This window comes from Sphingomonas phoenicis (assembly GCF_047238005.1).
Classification (GTDB): Bacteria; Pseudomonadota; Alphaproteobacteria; order Sphingomonadales; family Sphingomonadaceae; genus Sphingomonas.
Window position 1 is genome coordinate 1,342,868 of record NZ_JBDFMC010000002.1, and the last position, 17,046, is coordinate 1,359,913.

At 68.3% G+C, this 17,046-nt stretch carries 14 protein-coding genes and 1 tRNA gene; 4 read left to right on the top strand and 11 right to left on the bottom strand.

Annotated features, from left to right (window positions below):
• Nucleotides 1–94 precede the first annotated feature (94 nt).
• Nucleotides 95–301, top strand: coding sequence for a hypothetical protein (locus tag ABC319_RS07700; protein WP_413069659.1), 207 nt, complete (start codon nucleotides 95–97; stop codon nucleotides 299–301).
• Nucleotides 302–314: 13 nt separating this feature from the next.
• Here ABC319_RS07700 and ABC319_RS07705 read toward each other — a convergent pair.
• The 6 genes from ABC319_RS07705 to ABC319_RS07730 all read right to left on the bottom strand — a co-directional run bounded on the left by ABC319_RS07705 (nucleotide 315) and on the right by ABC319_RS07730 (nucleotide 3,665).
• Nucleotides 315–388: transfer RNA gene (locus ABC319_RS07705), tRNA-Gly, on the bottom strand.
• A 47-nt stretch (nucleotides 389–435) separates the two neighbouring features.
• Nucleotides 436–1,809, bottom strand: coding sequence for a glutamate--cysteine ligase (locus tag ABC319_RS07710; RefSeq protein WP_413069660.1), 1,374 nt, complete (start codon nucleotides 1,807–1,809; stop codon nucleotides 436–438).
• 84 nt (nucleotides 1,810–1,893) lie between these two features.
• Entirely contained in the window at nucleotides 1,894–2,655 is a 762-nt protein-coding gene (locus tag ABC319_RS07715; protein ID WP_413069661.1) for a 16S rRNA (uracil(1498)-N(3))-methyltransferase, read from the bottom strand.
• Nucleotides 2,652–2,816: a hypothetical protein gene (locus tag ABC319_RS07720; RefSeq protein ID WP_413069662.1), complete on the bottom strand. Its 165-nt coding sequence runs from the start codon at nucleotides 2,814–2,816 to the stop codon at nucleotides 2,652–2,654. The genes ABC319_RS07715 and ABC319_RS07720 overlap by 4 nt, the downstream gene beginning before the upstream one ends.
• Before the next feature lie 82 nt (nucleotides 2,817–2,898).
• Nucleotides 2,899–3,354, bottom strand: a complete 456-nt coding sequence (locus ABC319_RS07725) for a DUF983 domain-containing protein (protein ID WP_413069663.1) — start codon at nucleotides 3,352–3,354, stop codon at nucleotides 2,899–2,901.
• A 56-nt stretch (nucleotides 3,355–3,410) separates the two neighbouring features.
• Nucleotides 3,411–3,665 carry a hypothetical protein gene (locus ABC319_RS07730; protein WP_413069664.1) on the bottom strand — a complete coding sequence of 85 codons (255 nt, stop codon included), beginning with the start codon at nucleotides 3,663–3,665 and terminating at the stop codon, nucleotides 3,411–3,413.
• A 378-nt stretch (nucleotides 3,666–4,043) separates the two neighbouring features.
• Between ABC319_RS07730 and ubiA the strand changes: the two genes are divergently transcribed.
• The 3 genes from ubiA (at nucleotide 4,044) to ABC319_RS07745 (ending at nucleotide 7,201) form a co-directional block, all read left to right on the top strand.
• Nucleotides 4,044–4,946, top strand: a complete 903-nt coding sequence (gene ubiA / locus ABC319_RS07735) for a 4-hydroxybenzoate octaprenyltransferase (protein WP_413069665.1) — start codon at nucleotides 4,044–4,046, stop codon at nucleotides 4,944–4,946.
• 127 nt (nucleotides 4,947–5,073) lie between these two features.
• Entirely contained in the window at nucleotides 5,074–6,432 is a 1,359-nt protein-coding gene (locus tag ABC319_RS07740; RefSeq protein WP_413069666.1) for a TldD/PmbA family protein, read from the top strand.
• A complete protein-coding gene (locus ABC319_RS07745; RefSeq protein ID WP_413069667.1) occupies nucleotides 6,419–7,201 on the top strand; it encodes a 3'(2'),5'-bisphosphate nucleotidase CysQ in 783 nt (260 codons plus the stop codon). Before ABC319_RS07740 ends, ABC319_RS07745 begins: the two co-directional genes overlap by 14 nt.
• Before the next feature lie 6 nt (nucleotides 7,202–7,207).
• Here ABC319_RS07745 and ABC319_RS07750 read toward each other — a convergent pair whose 3' ends face one another.
• From ABC319_RS07750 to recN, 5 genes are all read right to left on the bottom strand, one after another.
• Nucleotides 7,208–8,011 carry a LytR/AlgR family response regulator transcription factor gene (locus tag ABC319_RS07750; protein ID WP_413069668.1) on the bottom strand — a complete coding sequence of 268 codons (804 nt, stop codon included), beginning with the start codon at nucleotides 8,009–8,011 and terminating at the stop codon, nucleotides 7,208–7,210.
• The gene (locus ABC319_RS07755; protein ID WP_413069669.1) at nucleotides 8,008–9,177 is read right to left on the bottom strand and encodes a sensor histidine kinase; all 1,170 of its coding nucleotides are present in this window, start codon (nucleotides 9,175–9,177) and stop codon (nucleotides 8,008–8,010) included. Before ABC319_RS07755 ends, ABC319_RS07750 begins: the two co-directional genes overlap by 4 nt.
• A 354-nt stretch (nucleotides 9,178–9,531) precedes the next feature.
• Nucleotides 9,532–13,008: a TonB-dependent receptor gene (locus ABC319_RS07760; protein ID WP_413069670.1), complete on the bottom strand. Its 3,477-nt coding sequence runs from the start codon at nucleotides 13,006–13,008 to the stop codon at nucleotides 9,532–9,534.
• A gap of 159 nt (nucleotides 13,009–13,167) precedes the next feature.
• Nucleotides 13,168–15,294: an NAD-dependent DNA ligase LigA gene (gene ligA / locus ABC319_RS07765; RefSeq protein WP_413071647.1), complete on the bottom strand. Its 2,127-nt coding sequence runs from the start codon at nucleotides 15,292–15,294 to the stop codon at nucleotides 13,168–13,170.
• Nucleotides 15,295–15,353: 59 nt separating this feature from the next.
• Nucleotides 15,354–17,012 carry a DNA repair protein RecN gene (recN, locus tag ABC319_RS07770; protein WP_413069671.1) on the bottom strand — a complete coding sequence of 553 codons (1,659 nt, stop codon included), beginning with the start codon at nucleotides 17,010–17,012 and terminating at the stop codon, nucleotides 15,354–15,356.
• Between the last annotated feature and the right edge of the window lie 34 nt (nucleotides 17,013–17,046).

Consider the following 17,046-nt stretch of genomic DNA (forward strand, 5'->3'; position numbering starts at 1 on the left):
TCTGGTCGATCCGTCGCAAGGCCTGACGACATCGGCGACCGGCACGGCACTTTTCCCGTGCTGGCCGGTTGAGCGGAGCCGAGGAGTGAAGCCGATGGCCGTCGAACCCTGCGCCGAACCGCTGATCGTCACCGCCGAGGAAGGCTATGTCCTGGTGGAGGGTGGCTGCGGCGTCGCCATCACCCTCACGCCCATGGCCGCGGTCGAGACCAGCGACGTGCTGATGGACGAGGCCGCACGGGCAATGGGTCAGGCGGCGATCACCCGCATGCGCCGGCGCGGGACGATCGGTCCCGACTGACCGGTCGGCGGGGTGGAGCGGGTAACGGGAATCGAACCCGTGTATTCAGCTTGGAAGGCTGCTGCACTACCATTGTGCTATACCCGCCCGCGCGGTCCGTCAGTTAGCGGGGCCGGCCGGCCGGCGCAAGCCGGTCAGAAGCTCGCCTCGTCATAGATCCGGGCGACATCGCCGTGCCACGCCCCGGCATAGCGCTCCAGCAGCACCTCCGCTGGCACCTTGCCGCTCCGCACGATCTCGCGCAGCGGGTCGAGGAACCCGGTCTCGTCGTCGCCCGCGCCGTTGTGCCGCGCCCGCGCCGCCAGCCCGCGATGCGCGATGTCCAGCACCTCGCCCGCGATATCGCGCAGCGTCCCGCCGCCGGGCAGCGGCGCATCCAGCGCCAGCTTCGGCACCGCATCGCGCAGCGCCTGCCGCCCCTCCAGCGTCCAGTCCTTCACCAGATCCCACGCCGCATCCAGCGCCTGGCTGTCGTACAGCAGCCCGACCCACAGCGCCGGCAGCGCGCAGATCCGGTTCCACGGACCGCCGTCGGCGCCGCGCATCTCCAGGAACGTCTTCAGCCGCACCTCGGGAAAGGCGGTCGACAGATGGTCGTTCCAGTCGTCGATGGTCGGCGTCTCGCCCGGCAGCACCGACAGCTCGCCGCGCAGGAAGTCGCGAAAGCTCAGCCCTGCGGCATCGATGTACCGCCCATCGCGATAGACGAAGTACATCGGCACATCGAGCATGTAGTCGGCATAGCGCTCGTACCCGAACCCGTCCTCGAACACGAACGGCAGCATGCCGGTGCGCGCCGGGTCGGTGTCCGACCAGATATGGCTGCGGTACGACAGCATGCCGTTCGGCTTGCCCTCGGTGAAGGGCGACGCGGCGAACAGCGCCGTCGCCAGCGGCTGCAGCGCCAGCCCCACCCGGAACTTCTGCACCATGTCCGCCTCGCTGGCATAATCCAGGTTCACCTGGATCGTGCAGGTGCGCAGCATCATGTCCAGCCCCATGCTGCCGACCCGCGGCATGTGGCGGCGCATGATCGCATAGCGCCCCTTGGGCATCACTGGCAGCACGTCGCGCGTCTTGTCCGGCCACATGCCCATGCCCAGAAAGCCGAGGCCCAGCCGCTCGCCCGCCTCCTTCACCTGGCGCAGGTGGCGGCCGGCCTCGGCGCAGGTCTGGTGCAGGTTCTCCAGCGGCGCGCCGGACAGCTCGAACTGTCCGGCCGGCTCCAGGCTGACACTGCCGTCGGCGCCGGTCAGCGCGATGACATGCCCGCCCTCCACCACCGGTCGCCAGCCATGCCGCGTCAGGTCGTCCAGCAGGTCGCGGATGCCGCCCGGCTCGTCATAGGACGGCGCGCGATGATCCTCGGTGCGATAGACGAACTTCTCGTGCTCGGTCCCGATCCGCCACCGGTCCGCCGGCTTCTCGCCGCTCGCGAAATGGGCGATCAGCTGGTCGCGCGACTCGATCCTGGGGGATCGCTGGGGGGCGTCGGTCTTGGTCGTCATGCCCGCGCCTTACGCGGCGATGAACGGCCGCGCCAGCACAGCATGGCTAACCCGCGCTAAAGCGGCGCCTTGCTTGTCCCGCCCTCAGTCGCCGCGCTCGTCGGACCGCCAGTCGCCCGCCGCCGCCATCCACAGCGACACCGCCGCCGCCGCTGCCGTCTCGGCCCGCAGGATGCGCGGCCCCAGCGCGATCGCCACCGCCGCCGGGTGCGCGCGGATCGCGGCACGCTCCTCGTCATCGAAGCCGCCTTCCGGCCCGATCAGGATCGCCGCCGGCCCGCCATGTGCCGCCATCGTCGCCAGCGCCGGCGCGCCCCCGGTCTCGTCGGCGAAGAACAGCGCCCGCTCCGCCGGCCAGTCGCGCAGCAGCGCCGCCAGCTTCACCGGCTCGGCCAGCACCGGCAGGGCGGTGCGGTCGCACTGCTCGGCCGCCTCGATCAGATGGGCGCGCAACCGCTCGGGATTGGGCTTGTCGACGATCGTCCGCCGCGTCACCACCGGCACCAGCCGCGCCACGCCCAGCTCGCACGCCTTCTCCGCCAGCCAGTCGACCCGCCCCTTCTTCAGCGGCGCGGCGCACAGCCACAGGTCCGGCACCGGCTCGCGCGGGCGCAGCAGCGTCGTCACGTCCAGCGCCACGTCGCGCCGGCCCGCCACGGCGACGGTCGCCAGCCACTCGCCGGTGCGATCGTCGAACAGCTTCACCGGATCGCCCGGCTTCGCGCGCATCACCGTGGCCAGATAATGCGCCGCCGGCCCGTCCAGCGGCAGCGGTCCGGGCGCGAGCGGCCGGTCGACGAACAGGCGCGGGGTGGAGCGGGGTGGCCAGGCCGGGGTCGCGATCATCGCATCCGCCTCTGCCTCAGCCAGCGGCGCACGACCACCCCCGCCACCAGCAGCACCGCGGCGCCCAGCACGGCCGCCGCCGCGACGGTGCCGGCCACGCGAAAGATCGCCCAGAACAGCGCCTCTACGAAGCGCCCGACCGCCACCGACAGGCTGATCATGGTTCTGGGTGCCGGGCCATCCCGGTCGGATAGCCGCACCGCGGCGCCGGCGACAGGACAAAGCGTAGCGGGCCCGCCGCCGCTACTGGTCGAAGTCGTTCGTGTCCTTGTCCGTCCCGTGCAGCTGCGACCACAGCCCGCGCGTCCCCGCCTCCTGCGCCCGGTTCACATATTGCGACGCGACCAGCCAGCCCTTGATCGGGCGCAGCGGCAGCAGCGTGCCGACGACCATCACCGGCAAGGAGGTGACCAGATGCACCCATGCCGGCGGGCTGAACGCCACCTGCATCCAAACGACGAACGCGGTCAGCGGCAATGCGATGATACACAGCGAGAAGAAGGCGGGGCCGTCGTCCGGCGCGGCGAACCGGTAATCCAGCCCGCACCGGTCGCATCGATCGACGATCTTCAGCGCCGACCGGAACATCCGCCCCTCGCCGCAACGCGGGCACAGCCCCTTCCACCCGCATCGCATGATCCAGCGGAAGCGCTCGCCATCGGAGCCGGAGGCGGGCGCGGGCGCCGGTTCTGTCGTCATGCCCGTCCAGATGGTCGCCGCACCGGCGCGGCGCCATGGGACATATTGTCCACCACTTATCGACCGCCAACCGGCCGCAACCGGGATGCGAGCGCGATCCCCGCCACCAGTTGCAGCGCGCCGTACCAGCGCCGCCGCCCCGGCCGGCCGCCGAACGGCCGCACCAGCATGTCGACCGCATCGACCCGCGATCGCCACAGATCGACGTGCCGCGCCGGCTGGAGCAGCCCGAGCAGCCCGTCGCCGATCATGAATACGGCGGCCATCTCGGCCGTGCGTCGGATCGCGATGTCCCGGTCGGTCCTGTCCATGCGTCTTCTCCTCGCCACCCCAACGCACCGGCGACCCCGCGTGTCCTACACCGCGCTTTGCAGGTAGAAGCAGGTCCGTGCGCCCCGCCCCCGCTCCAGCTTCCGCCCCTTCGCCCCCGTGCCAGAAGAGGCCAGCTCCCGCATCTCCGACGATCGACACCGAAGTTTCGACAGCTTCCCTGTCCAAACTTGCCTGCCTCCCGCGCGCCGCCGGCCTTGTCAGCCAACCCCCTGCCCCACCACGCGATGTTGCTGCCCCACCCACCGGCGACACCCCGCCGCCAAAGTGCCGCGACCCTAAACTTCCTCAACATTCGCGGGCCCGGCGGCGTGACGGAATGCGCGTGACCACCCCCTGCCCGCACGATACACGGCGCCATGACCGTCATCGTTCCCGACAGCGAGCATCGCGGGCTGGTCGCGCGGCTGCCGTCCACCGTCCGTGGCCTCGCCCTGCTCGCCCGGTTCGATCGACCGATCGGCTGGTGGCTGCTGTTCTGGCCGGGCGCATGGGGCGTGGCGCTGGCCGGGGCGGCGGTGACCCGCTGGGACCTGATCCTGTGGCTGCTGCTCGGCAGCATCGCGATGCGGGGTGCCGGCTGCGTCTACAACGACATCGTCGACCGCGATCTCGACGCGCAGGTCGCCCGCACCGCCGCGCGGCCGATCCCGGCCGGGCTGGTGTCGGTGAAAGTGGCGTGGGTGTGGCTGGTCGCGCTCAGCCTCGTCGGCCTGCTGGTGCTGGTTCAGCTCCATCCGCTCGCCGCCGGGGTGGCGCTCGCCAGCCTCGCACCCGTCGCCGCCTACCCCTTCATGAAAAGGATCACCTGGTGGCCGCAGGCATGGCTCGGTCTGGTATTCTCCTGGGCGGCGCTGGTCGGCTGGGCCGACACGGCGGGCGACCTGTCGTGGCCGGTCTGGTGGCTCTATGCCGGTTCGATCGCCTGGGTGGTGGGCTACGACACGATCTACGCGTTGCAGGATCGCGAGGACGATGCGCTGATCGGCGTCCGGTCGTCGGCACTCGCGCTGGGCGGGCGGGTCCGCGCGGGCGTCGCGCTCTTCTATGCGGCGGCCACGATCCTGTGGGGTGCGGCGATCTGGAGCATACGCCCGGATCCGCTCGCCCTTGCGGCGCTGGTGCCCGCGGCGGCGCATCTGGCGTGGCAGGTGGCGACGCTCCGGCCCGACGACGGGGCCGGCGCCCTCGACCGGTTTCGCGCCAACCGGTTCACCGGCCTGCTGCTGTTCCTGGCCTTTCTGGTGGTTGGCACCGCCTGAACCGCCACGCGGAGCCGCGGCGGCCGATACAGCGACGGCGGCGGCCTCGCCCCGGCGGATGCGCTCACTTTCGTCCGTCGCGATCGGTGGCGTTGTCGGATCGGGGTTTCGACCCTAAGTCCGCTCCATGCTGACCATCGATCAGGCGCGAGAGCGCGCCCAGGATATCGTCGCCCGGGCGCAGTCCGCCGGCGCGGACGCCGCCGACGCGGTGTTCGCCGCCGACGCCTCGCTCGACATCTCGGTCCGCCTCGGCAATCTGGAGGATGTCGGCCGGTCCGAGGGCAGCGATCTCGGCCTGCGCGTGTTCGTCGGCAATCGCTCGGCAAGCGTATCCACCTCGGACCTGTCCGACGATGCGATCCGCCTGCTGGTCGACCGTGCGGTCGCGATGGCGCGTGAGGCACCGGAGGACGGATGGGCCGGGCTTGCTCCTGCCGATCGGCTACTTCACGGCGCACCGCCGCTGCTCGACATCGACGACCAGATGTGCGGCGCCGCTCCGCCGACGCCGCAGGAACTGCGCGACCTCGCCCTCGCGGCCGAGGAGTCGGCCCGCTCCGTCCCCGGCGTGACCAACAGCGAGGGTGGCGGCGCCAGCGCCTCGCGCAGCATCTGGGCACTCGCCACCTCGACCGGGTTCGCCGGCAGCTACTCGACCACCAGCTACGGCGTCTCCGCCAGCGTCGTCGCCGGTCAGGGCAGCGCCATGCAGCGCGATTATGCCCATCACGCCGCCCGCCGCCGCAACGCCCTGTCCGATCCCGCCACGATCGGCAAAGAGGCTGGTGAGCGCGCGGTCGCCCGGGTCGATCCGGGCCGTCTGGCCAGCGGACCGTTGCCGGTCGTGTTCGATCCGCGCGTCGGCGCCTCGCTCCTCGGCCATCTGACCGGCGCGATCGGGGGTGCCGCGATCACCCGCCGCACCAGCTTCCTGCTGGAGGCACTCGGCACCCGCATCTTCCCCGACACGCTGTCGGTTCGCGACGATCCGCACCGGCCGCACGGGCTCCGCTCGCGCCCCTTCGACGGCGAGGGATTGCCGGTATCGCCGACCGCGATCGTCGAGGATGGCGTGCTGGAGACATGGCTGCTCGACTCCGCGTCCGCCCGCCAGCTGGGACTGGAGCCGACCGGCCACGCCGCGCGCGGCATCGCCGGCGGCCCGGGCGTGACGACCGGCAACCTCTATCTCGACGGCGGCCGCATCCCCTTGGAAACATTGCTCGCCGAGGTGGGCGATGGCGTCTACGTCACCGAACTTATCGGCCAAGGGGTGAACGGCGTCACCGGCGACTATAGCCGCGGCGCCGCCGGATTCCGGATCGCGGGCGGCGTGCTGGCCGGCCCGGTGGCGGAATTCACCATCGCCGGCAATCTGAAGGACATGTTCCTGAACATGACCGCGGCCAACGATCTGGTGTTCCGCTACGGCGTCAACGTACCGACGATCCGCATCGACGGGATGACCATTGCCAGCGGCTGACCTGCTGCCGGCGGTCCGGCAGATCGCGGGCGAGGCGGCGCAGATGGCGCTCGCCCGCTGGCGCACGGATTTCCGGCAGTGGGAGAAGGAGCCGGGCAGCCCGGTGTGCGAGGTCGATCTGGACGTTGACCGCATGCTCCGCTCCCGCCTCACCGCTCTGCTGCCGGACGCCGGCTGGCTGTCGGAGGAGACCGCCGACGCTCCCGATCGACTGGGGCGACGCCGCGTCTGGGTGGTCGATCCGATCGACGGCACCCGCGATTACATCCGCGGTCGGCCCGGCTGGGCCGTCTCCGTCGCTCTGGTACAGGATGGCCGGGTCGTCATCGGCGTCCTCGACGCTCCCGCCCGCGACGAAGCCTGGCATGCCGCGATCGGTCTGGGCGCATGCCGCAACGGCAAGCCGCTCGCAGTCGGCCGCCATGCCGCGCTCGCCGGTGCCCGCGTTCCTGCCGATGTGCTGCCCCGGACGGACCGGGAGTTCGTGGCGGTCGCCAAACCGAACTCGATCGCCCTGCGCATCGCGATGGTCGCGGCCGATCAGGCGGATCTCGTCGCCACGCTCCGCTGGGGCAACGAATGGGACATCGCCGCCGCCGTCCTGATCGCGACCGAAGCCGGCGCCGCGGCGACCGACGCACTCGGCCAGCCGCTTACATTCAACAAGGCCGATCCCCAGGCCCTCGGCGTCCTCGTCTCGACGCCCCGGATCCATCAGGCCGCCGTCGATCGCCTCGCCAGCCGCGCCGCCGCGCTGGCGAGGACGTGATCATGATCAGTGGACGAAGCGCGCCACCACGTCGCGATACGAACGGCTGACCTTCACCTGCGCACCCGAACCCAGCACCAGGAAACACTCGCCATTGGTATGCGGCTTCACCTGCTTGACCAGATCGAGGTTGACGATGGTCGAGCGATGGATGCGCTGGAACCGGCGGGGATCCAGCCGCTTCTCCAGATCCTTCATCGTCTCGCGCAGGATCAGCGTGTTGTCGCCGGTATAGATGCACATATAGTCGCCCGCCGCATCGATCCGCTCGATCGTGTCGACATCGACGCGGAAGATCTGACCGCGATCCTTGATGTTGATGAGCTTCTCGTACCGGTTGGCGGCCATGTCGCCACCCCCGCCCTCACCCATGTCGGCAGCGGCCTCCGGCGCGACCTCGGCCAGGACTTCCTTCAGCCGGTCGACCTCCTCGACCCCGCGCTTCTCCGCCAGCCGCTGGCGCACGCGGTCAAGCGTGTCGGCCAGGCGGCTCTCCTCGACCGGCTTCATCAGGTAGTCGACCGCCTGCGCCTCGAACGCGCGCAGCGCATGATCCGAATAGGCGGTGACGAACACGAACAGCGGCGGCTCGACCTCCATCAATCCCTGCACCACCGAAAAGCCGTCGAACCCGGGCATCTGGATGTCGAGAAAGACCAGGTCGGGCTTGTGCGTCTTGATCGCCCGGATGGCTTCGCGTCCGTTGACGCACTTCTCGATGATCTCGACATCGTCATGCGCCTGAAGCCGCAGTTCGAGGCCCTGGATGGCGAGCGGCTCGTCGTCGACGAGGATGGTACGGATGGTCATGCAGCCTCTTTACTCAAATCATTCAGCTGGAATGGGATCTCGATCTCCACCGAGAAGCCGCCAGCAGGCAGGGATCGCGTCTCGAAACGGTGGTCAGGGCCGTAAGCCGCGACCAGTCGCTCCCTTATATTGGCGAGCCCCACGCCTGTTGAAAGGCTTGGACTGATCCGCGCCTCGTGCAAGCCGGGTCCGGTGTCGGATACGGCGATCTGCACCCGTTCCCCGGCGAAGCGCACACGGACTGCGATATCGGCGCCTTCCTCCTGCGGAGTCACCGCATATTTGATCGCGTTCTCGACCAGCGGCTGGAGGAGGAGCGAGGGAAGAAGCGCCCGCTCCGCCCGCGGATCGATGTCGAACGAGGGGCGCAGCCGCGCCTCGAAGCGCATCTTCTCGATCTCCAGATACAGCTTCAGCGTCTCGATCTCGGCCGCCACCGTGACATGCGCCGTGGGCTCGTTCGCCAGCGTGTAGCGGAGGAACGACGACAGCCGGCTGAGCATCGCATTGGCCCGCTCCGTCTGTTTCAGCAGCACCAGCGTGGAGATCGAGTTCAGCGTGTTGAACAGGAAATGCGGGTTCAGCTGGTAGCGCAGCATCGCCAGCTGCGCCGAGGATGCCTGAAGCTCCAGCGCCCGCATCTCGTGCAGCTGTTCCTCGACGACGATGTAGAAGTTGATCGCGTAGTACAGCGCCGACCAGCTGGCGAGCATCACGAAGGTGAGGAACACCGCACCCGCGATCCCGGTCACCGTGATCCCGGTCACGCCGTTGCGCATGAACGAGTAGGAGAAGGCGATCAGCGACGCGTAGAAGAAGGTGGCAGCGGCCAGCGTGCCGATCGCCAGGAACACCTCTGCAACCCGCGGCAGGCGCCGGTAATAGCCGTAGCAGGCCGACAGGATCAGCGTGATGCAATAGCCGACGATCGCCTCGACGATGATCGGGATGATGACGTCGAGCTTCACGCCGTTCGAGATGGCCGTGACCCCGCGCAACAGCAGGTAGCCGCCCCACCCCACGGCCTGCAGCGTCCAGAACGCGCGCGGCTTGTTCTCGAAAAAGGGCCGCACGTTCCAGGTAGGCCTGCGCCGCCGCCCCGCCGCGGCGGTGGTGGCGTTCGCGGCAGCGGTCGTGCCGGCGGCGGAGGCGGGGAGCGTAGCCATCGTCGCCGCGTGCCTTACACTCCTGAATGCGCCGGTGCAAAATGCGGATCGACGATCGACGAGTGGGCGGCGGAGGGGCTGGAGCTCGGAAGGTAAGGCTAAGGTAAGGCCTAAATCGATGCGGATGCGCGATCAGCATCGTGCCGGACAAGCATTTGCTCGCACCCGTTCCGGTGCGGAGAGCAGGGCGGCGACGTGTCAAAGAACGCCGTGCGTTTACCCAATCCCGTCCGTGTAGGACAGGTGAAGGCGGGGAAGATCGGCTGCCTGCGGAGCCCGCATCCACGTTTCACCCGAACGGAAAGAGGCCGCCGCTTGCGTAAAGCGACGGCCTCCGAGTTGTCCCGCGGCGTATCAGAACGTGAAGCGGGCGCCGATCCGGATCGAATAGAGCGACTGGTTGACATAGACCTGATCGGCCGGCGTCTGGAAGCTCGTGGCGCCACCCAGCGGCGAGTAACGATACTGGACGCAAGCCTGACCGGCATTCGCCGTCGTTTGTGCGGCCGTTGGTGTCGCCCCTGTACCCACCGCCGTGGTCAGACACTGAACCTGGGTGACTGCTGCATTGTACGGGAAAGTATATTCCCGCAGCTGACCCCATTTTTTGTTCAGGAAATTGGTGAAATTCTCGATATCCGCGAAGATCTGGACCTTAGACCCGAACAGACCCGTCGGTATTTCCTGAGCGACGTGGAGATCGAGACGCGTGAACCAACGAGAGTTGAAGGCGTTACGCGGCGCAATCTTGCCGCGATACTTACCGAGACCCGACGCGTCAATGAACGCGTTCAATGCATCGCGATACGCTTCGCTGCTGTACGATACCAGCGGATCGTTCGTCGTAGGCACGTACATCAGATAACGCTGACCAGCGGTGCTCGTCGCGGTGCTGCGCCCCGTAGTACCGAAGATTGCCGAACGCGGCGTGCCGCCCGACGGCTGGAAATCCTGGAAGGTGTATGAGAACGGATGACCGATACGCGTCTCGCCGAACAGGCCGATCTGCGTCTTGGCATCGCCGAAGAACGCATGATCGAAGTTCACGCCGTACTTGAAGAAGTACTTAACCTGATCGTTCGAGATGCCATATGCGACATTGTTGGGTTCGACGAAGGCGCCATTCGAGTAGTTCGAGCCAGCCGTCGACGAGGTTGCCGGCGCCTGATCCTTCACGTCCTGATATGTAAAGCTACCATTGATGTTCAACCCGAAGTCCCACGACTTGTCGAAGCGTGCGACTGCGATGTAGGCGCGGCCCTTCTGCGTGTTCGTCAGCAGAATATCGGTATTGGTGTTGGTGCTGGCGGCACCGTCGATCAGGTTCTGATAACGCTGACGGCCGTCCGGCGTCAGCGAACCGGCGATGGGTACCGAGCGGATATCAGTGAAATACACCTGGTCCCGAACATCGGAGTAGAGCAGGTCCGCACCGAAGGTCCAGTCGTCGCCCAGCGGCCCGAGATTGGCACGGTACTCGCCCGACAGAGTCGCCCGCCACTGCGAAGGGACCTTGAAGTTCGGATCGAGCGCGTTGACCGTCGCATTGGTCGCGACCGTGGCATTGCCCAGGGTCGTGTTCAACGCGGTCGGGATGGACGTTCCCGTCACCCCGTTCAGCGCGGCGTTGCCGACGGCGATCTGCGTCGCGGCCGGGGTACCGCCAGGGAAGCCGTTGAAGCCGGTCGCCGTGCGGGTAATCGACAGCGAGTTGGTCAGCACACCCGTGTTCGAGAAGCTGTTGGACACGTAGACGTCCGGCGTACCACCGCCGAAGATGCCACCACCGCCACGGATCGACACACGGTCCGCCGGCTTCCAGTCGAAGCCGAGGCGCGGCTGGAAGAGGTTGAAGCCGGAGATGTTCGTGGTGTTGCCACCCACCGCGCGGCGCTCGCCGTTGATGATGGCGCCGTTGATGTAGCGATTGAGGTAGGCGTTGCTGAGCGCCGGCTGGTCATGCATCGCATACAGATCGTAGCGTGCGCCATAGCTGAACGTCAGCGTCGGCGTGATCCGCCAATTGTCCATGATGCCGAAGGTGTAGCTCTGGTACCCGAACTTCGCAGCGGCGTCGTCCGGATTGAACGACTGCACACCGTTATTCGACACGATCGAGTTGCCATAACCGATGCTGTTCGCCCGGCGAGCCTCGAAATCGGCGAGCGAGTCGAAGTAGTAGTTGCCGGCACTGTTCTGCAGGAACGAATTGAAGACCGTGACCTTCTGGATCTCCGTGAAAACACGCAGATCATGGTTGTTCATGGTCAGCCGGGCCTGCACGAGGCCGCCCCAGGTTTCCGTGCTCAGGTCATTGGTCTGGCGCGACGAATCGGGACCGAACGAGACGACGGCATCGGTGCCGCTCTGGCCCGCGACACTTGCCTCGCAGCCGGTCAGCGATCCGGTTGACACAGCGTTCGTGCAGACGCGAAACTGTGCAAACCCCCGTCCCAGCGTCGGCTGCTGAATACGCTTGTAATTCTTGTAGAAGCCCCGGACTTCCGTCGAGAAGCTGTCGCTCCAGTCCGAGTTCAACTGCGCCACACCGGTATGCAGCCGATTGCCCTGCGTATAGGCATTGGACGCAAGGCCAAGACCGGGGCTGCCCGTCGTGATCGAACTGAAGGTGTTGTTGAGTAGCGTGATCGCGTCGTTGGCGTAGGTGTAGGTCAGCGCGAGCCGCTGCGTATCGGCAAGGTTCGCGTCGATCCGGGCAACGATGCGGTCATCCTTGTCGCCGAGTTCGCGCTGCACGCCGCCGGTATCGTAGTTGTATACCCGCTGCGCGATTGCGGAAACCTGATCGACCTGTGCCTGCGACAGGTTCGGAATCGCCGTTCCGGCATTGTTGTCGGTGGGACCTTCCGCGATCGGTCGGCCACCGCGGAGCCGCTCGCCCGCGACCATGAAGAACAGCTTGTCCTTGATGATCGGACCGGAAAGCTCGGCGCCGTAGTTCTCGATCTTGAAGTTGGGGATCGAGGCACGACCGGTCGGGATGCCGGGGCCGGGCTTCGTACGGTTGCCGACCAGATCATCGTTGGTCTGCGAATAGAAGCCAGTGCCGTGGAAGCTGTTGGTGCCGGACTTCAGGATGATGTTGACCGCACCGCCCTGGAAATTGCCCTGGCGAACATCGAACGGAGCGACCTGCGCCTGGAACTGGCCGATGGCATCGAACGGTATCGGCGAACGGCGGCTGGGGAGCCCGTCGGTGTTGAGCCCGAAATTGTCGGTGATCGGCACGCCGTCGACCGTGAAGCGGTTGTAGCGTGCATTCTGGCCCGCGAACGAGATGGCGCGGCCACCCGTCGGGGTATCATCCAGGCGGGCGAACGGATCGCGGCGCGAGAGGTCGCGAATATCGCGATTTACCGAGGCGATGTTCGCGATGTCGGCGGCACTCAACACGGTTGCCGGGCCCTGAGAAACGGACCGCGCATTGGGCAGGCGCGAGGCGGTGATGACGATCTCGCCACCCGTGTCGCTGCCGTCTGCGGCGGCCAATTCGATGGGAAGGTCGTAGGCCTGCGCGACCACGGTCTGGATCTCGGTAACCTGCGCGCCCTGGAACCCTGGTGCATCGACGGATACGGTGTACGGTCCGCCCGGACGCAGGCCGGTCGACGTGAAGCCACCATTGGCATCGGTGGTCGCAGTGGTCGTGCTGCCCGTCGGAACGTTAAGGATCGTTACGGTCGCGCCCGATACCGGAGCGCCGGCAGCCGTCACCGTACCGCGGATGGTGGACGTCGTTTCCTGGGCCGAGACCGCCGCAGGAATGACGAGCGCGATCGCTGCTGCGCCGAGCATGAAATTGTGTCGCATGGGTTCCCCTTTGAGCACGAAGGCTCACGTCACGGCGTTGTCCGCCCGATGATCGCGCCCTTGCCCCCGAAATATGTCGCTTCGGTGACAAGGGCCAGTTGGTTCCATGTGCTTGTAAAAACTGTTTTGGTGCGTTGCAAAAGAGCAACGAAGGCTGCCCTATACGGCGGCCGCGACGATCGCCGCCCAGCCGGCCTCGTCGATGGTGCGCACACCCAGATCCGCCGCCTTCTTCAGCTTCGATCCCGCTCCGGGGCCGTACACGACGAGGTCCGTCTTCTTCGAGACGGAGCCGGACACGTGCGCACCCAGCGCCTCGGCCTGCGCCTTCGCCTCGTCGCGGCTCATCGTTTCCAGGGAGCCGGTGAACACCACGGTCTTGCCGGAGACTTCCGACTCGCGCGTCTCGTGGACGACGGGGTGCGGCGTGACCTCGCGCAGCAGGTCGTACACCGCGGTACGGTTGTGCCGCTCGGCAGCAAACCCGATCAGGGCGTGGGCGACCTCGGGACCGATCCCCGCGGTGTCGATCCGCGCGACCAGCAGGCGATCATGGCGGAGAACGAACTTGCGCTCGGCCTCGCCGATCTGCGGCTGGGTGTGGCGATGCAGGAAGACGGCCGACCGGATCATCGCGCCCAGCCGCCCGATCGTCTCGTACCGGCGCGCCAGATCGCGGGCCGTCACCTCGCCGACATGGCGGATACCCAATGCGAACAGGAAGCGGTCGAGCGGCACCTGCCGCTTGGCATCGATCGCCGCGATCAGGTTTCCGGCCCAGACGCGGCCGTCCTTCTTGCGGGCGGCCAGCTGCTCCTCGGTCAGGCGGAAAATGTCGGCGGGTGCGGCGATCAGGCCGTCGTGGAAGAATGCCTCGATCAGCGTCTGGCCGAGACCGGCGATGTCGAACGCGTGGCGCGATACGAAATGGCTCAGCCGTTCGACCCGCTGGGCCGGGCAGATCAGCCCGCCGGTACAGCGATAGACGACCTCGCCCTCCTCGCGATCGGCGGCCGACCCACAGGCGGGGCAGGTGCGATCGAAGGTGTAGGCCGCCCGGTCTTCATCGGGGGTCAGGTTCTCGACGATCTGCGGGATGACGTCGCCGGCACGCTGCACCAGCACGCGGTCGCCGGGCCGCACGCCCAGCCGCGCGATCTCGTCGAAATTGTGCAGGGTGGCGTTGGTGACGACCACGCCGCCGACCGTCACCGGTTCGAGCCGGGCGACGGGGGTCAGCGCGCCCGTCCGGCCGACCTGGATGTCGATCGCCTGCAGCGTGGTCTGCGCCCGTTCGGCCGGGAATTTGTGTGCGATCGCCCAGCGCGGCGCGCGGCCGGCGATCCCCAGCCGCGCCTGCCAGTCCAGCCGGTCGACCTTGTAGACGACGCCGTCGATGTCGAAGAGCAGATCGGCCCGGGTCGCCTCGATCGTGCGATAGACGTCGAGCGCGGCGTCGACATCGGCGACGCGGGCGAAGGCGTCCGCGATCGGGAAGCCCCAGCGGCGCAGCGCGTCGACCATGCCGGCCTGGGTGTCGGCGGGCATGCCGCTCGCCTCTCCCCAGCCATGGGCGAGGAAGCGGAGCGGCCGGCCGGCGGTGACGGCGGCGTCCTTCTGGCGCAACGATCCCGCCGCCGCGTTGCGCGGATTGGCGAACTGGCGCGCCTCCTTGCCGGCGGCCTCCGCCTCGTCGAGCAGGCGGGCGTTCAGGGCGGTGAAGTCCGCCTTCGCCATGTACACCTCGCCGCGCACCTCGAACACAGTGGGGGCGCCGGCCGGCAGGCGTCGGGGAATGTCGCCGATGGTCAGTACGTTGGCGGTCACATCCTCGCCCACCTGGCCGTCGCCGCGGGTGAGCGCCTGGACCAGCGCACCGTCCTGATAGCGCAGCGAGCAGGACAGGCCATCGATCTTGGGCTCGGCGGTCAATGCGACCGGCTCGGCACCGGGAAGCTTCAGGAAACGCCGGACGCGGTCGACGAACTCGGTGACGTCGGCGTCGGCAAAGCCATTGTCCAGGCTGGTCATCGGCCGCGCATGGGCAACCTTCGACAGATGGCCCGCGGGCGCCGCACCGACCTGGATGGAGGGCGAATCGGCGCGGACCAGATCCGGAAACGCCGCCTCGATCGCCGCATTGCGCCGGACCAGCGCGTCATACTCCGCATCCGAGATCCGGGGCGCGTCTTCGGTATGGTACAGCCGGTTGTGGAGCGCGATGCTATCGGCGAGGGCAGCCAGCTCGGCGCCGGCGGCTTCGGGTGATTCGGGCAGCGGGTCCATCATCGCCGGATTAGCGGCGGGCCGCAGGCGCGCAAAGGCCATAGCGGCTCGCGGCCCCGCTACGCCGTCTCCAGCAGCCGATCGGCCTGCGCGCGTGCCTCGTCGGTCACGGTGGCGCCGGAGAGCATGCGCGCGATCTCCTCTCGCCGTTCGACCTCCGCCAGCTGGCGCACGCCGGTGCGGGTCACCGTGCCGTCGCTGGCCTTCGCGATCAGCAGATGCGTCGTGCCCCGGGCGGCGACCTGCGGACTGTGGGTGACGACGAGCAGCTGGGTAGCACGGGCGAGGCGGGCGAGACGCTCGCCGATCGCCGAGGCGACGGCGCCACCGACGCCGCGGTCGATCTCGTCGAACACCATCGTCGCAGCACCACCCTGTTCGGCGAGCGCGACCTTCAACGCCAGGATAAAGCGCGACAGCTCGCCACCCGACGCGATCTTGGTCAGCGGTGCGAACGGTGCGCCGGGGTTGGTCGATATCTCGAACTCGACCCGGTCCTTTCCGGCGCCCGACCAGCCTTCGGCCCCGACGGGAGCCACGACGGTCCGGAAGCGGGCCGCATCCAGCTTCAACGGCGCGAGTTCGTCCGCTACCGCCCCGTCCAGCCGCGTCGCGGCGGTAGTGCGGGCGGTGGTGAGCGCGTCGGCCGCCGCGTCATAGCATGCCCGCGCCTCGGCGACGGCGCTCTCCAGCGCCGCGATACCGCCCTCACCCGCTTCCAGTCGATGCAGGCGGGCGGCGAGGTCGGCGGCGAGGACGGACAGGTCGTCGGGCTGGACGCGGTGCTTGCGCGCCATCGCCCGCAGTTCGAACAGCCGCGCCTCGTCGTCCTCCAGCGCTCGGGGATCGTAGGCCAGCGCCGAACGCGCCTCGCGCATGCTGTCCTCCGCGGCGGAGCCTTCCAGCACCGCGCGATCTACCGCAGCCAGGGCATCGGCCAGTGCGGGATGGTCCGCCGCCACCCGTTCCAGCACACGGGCCGCCTGTCGCAGGCGGGCGAGACCGCCGTCGGAACCCTCCAGGTAATCGTCGATCGCCGTCAGGTCGGCGGCGATCTTCTCGGCCCGCTGCATCGTCCGGCGCTTGTCGGCAAGCGCCTCCTCCTCGCCGGGCTCGGGCGCCAGCTTCTCCAGCTCGCCGACCGCATGCTCCAGCCATTCGCGATCGCGCGCCGCCACGTCCATCTCCGCCCGAACCGCGGCGAGCTCGGCCTCGGCAGCGCGGTACAGCGACCAGGCGCGCGCCACCGCCTGAGTGTCGAGGCCCCCGAACGTGTCGAGCAGCGCCCGATGGCCGCGGGGGTTCAGCAAGCCGCGATCGTCGTGCTGGCCGTGAATCTCGACGAGCCGCGGCGCGATCTCCCGCAGCAGCGTCGCGGAGGCGGGCTGGTTGTTGACGAAGGCACGGCTGCCGCCGTCCGCCTTGACCACGCGGCGGACCAGCAGCGGCTCGCCCGGCTCCACCTCGACGCCATTGTCGTCGAGGAGCGCCGCCAGATCGGCCGTCGGTGGATCGAAGCTGGCGGTGACGACGGCCTGCGCCACGCCGTGGCGGACCAGCCCGCTGTCCCCCCGGCCGCCCAGCGCCAGCCCCAGCGCATCGAGCAGGATCGACTTGCCGGCACCGGTTTCGCCGGTGAGCACGCCCAGCCCCTCGCCGAAATCGAGATCCAGCGCCTCGATCAGCACCACGTCGCGGATGGAAAGCGCGGTCAGCATCGCGGTCGATGTAGGCCGGATGCCGTCGGATTTG

Coding starts and splice junctions, on each gene's coding strand:
- ABC319_RS07700 (WP_413069659.1), top strand. CDS start 95: ATGGCCGTCGAACCCTGCGCCGAACCGCTGATCGTCACCGCCGAGGAA.
- ABC319_RS07710 (WP_413069660.1), bottom strand. CDS start 1,809: ATGACGACCAAGACCGACGCCCCCCAGCGATCCCCCAGGATCGAGTCG.
- ABC319_RS07715 (WP_413069661.1), bottom strand. CDS start 2,655: ATGATCGCGACCCCGGCCTGGCCACCCCGCTCCACCCCGCGCCTGTTC.
- ABC319_RS07720 (WP_413069662.1), bottom strand. CDS start 2,816: ATGATCAGCCTGTCGGTGGCGGTCGGGCGCTTCGTAGAGGCGCTGTTC.
- ABC319_RS07725 (WP_413069663.1), bottom strand. CDS start 3,354: ATGACGACAGAACCGGCGCCCGCGCCCGCCTCCGGCTCCGATGGCGAG.
- ABC319_RS07730 (WP_413069664.1), bottom strand. CDS start 3,665: ATGGACAGGACCGACCGGGACATCGCGATCCGACGCACGGCCGAGATG.
- ubiA (WP_413069665.1), top strand. CDS start 4,044: ATGACCGTCATCGTTCCCGACAGCGAGCATCGCGGGCTGGTCGCGCGG.
- ABC319_RS07740 (WP_413069666.1), top strand. CDS start 5,074: ATGCTGACCATCGATCAGGCGCGAGAGCGCGCCCAGGATATCGTCGCC.
- ABC319_RS07750 (WP_413069668.1), bottom strand. CDS start 8,011: ATGACCATCCGTACCATCCTCGTCGACGACGAGCCGCTCGCCATCCAG.
- ABC319_RS07755 (WP_413069669.1), bottom strand. CDS start 9,177: ATGGCTACGCTCCCCGCCTCCGCCGCCGGCACGACCGCTGCCGCGAAC.
- ABC319_RS07760 (WP_413069670.1), bottom strand. CDS start 13,008: ATGCGACACAATTTCATGCTCGGCGCAGCAGCGATCGCGCTCGTCATT.
- ligA (WP_413071647.1), bottom strand. CDS start 15,294: ATGGACCCGCTGCCCGAATCACCCGAAGCCGCCGGCGCCGAGCTGGCT.
- recN (WP_413069671.1), bottom strand. CDS start 17,012: ATGCTGACCGCGCTTTCCATCCGCGACGTGGTGCTGATCGAGGCGCTG.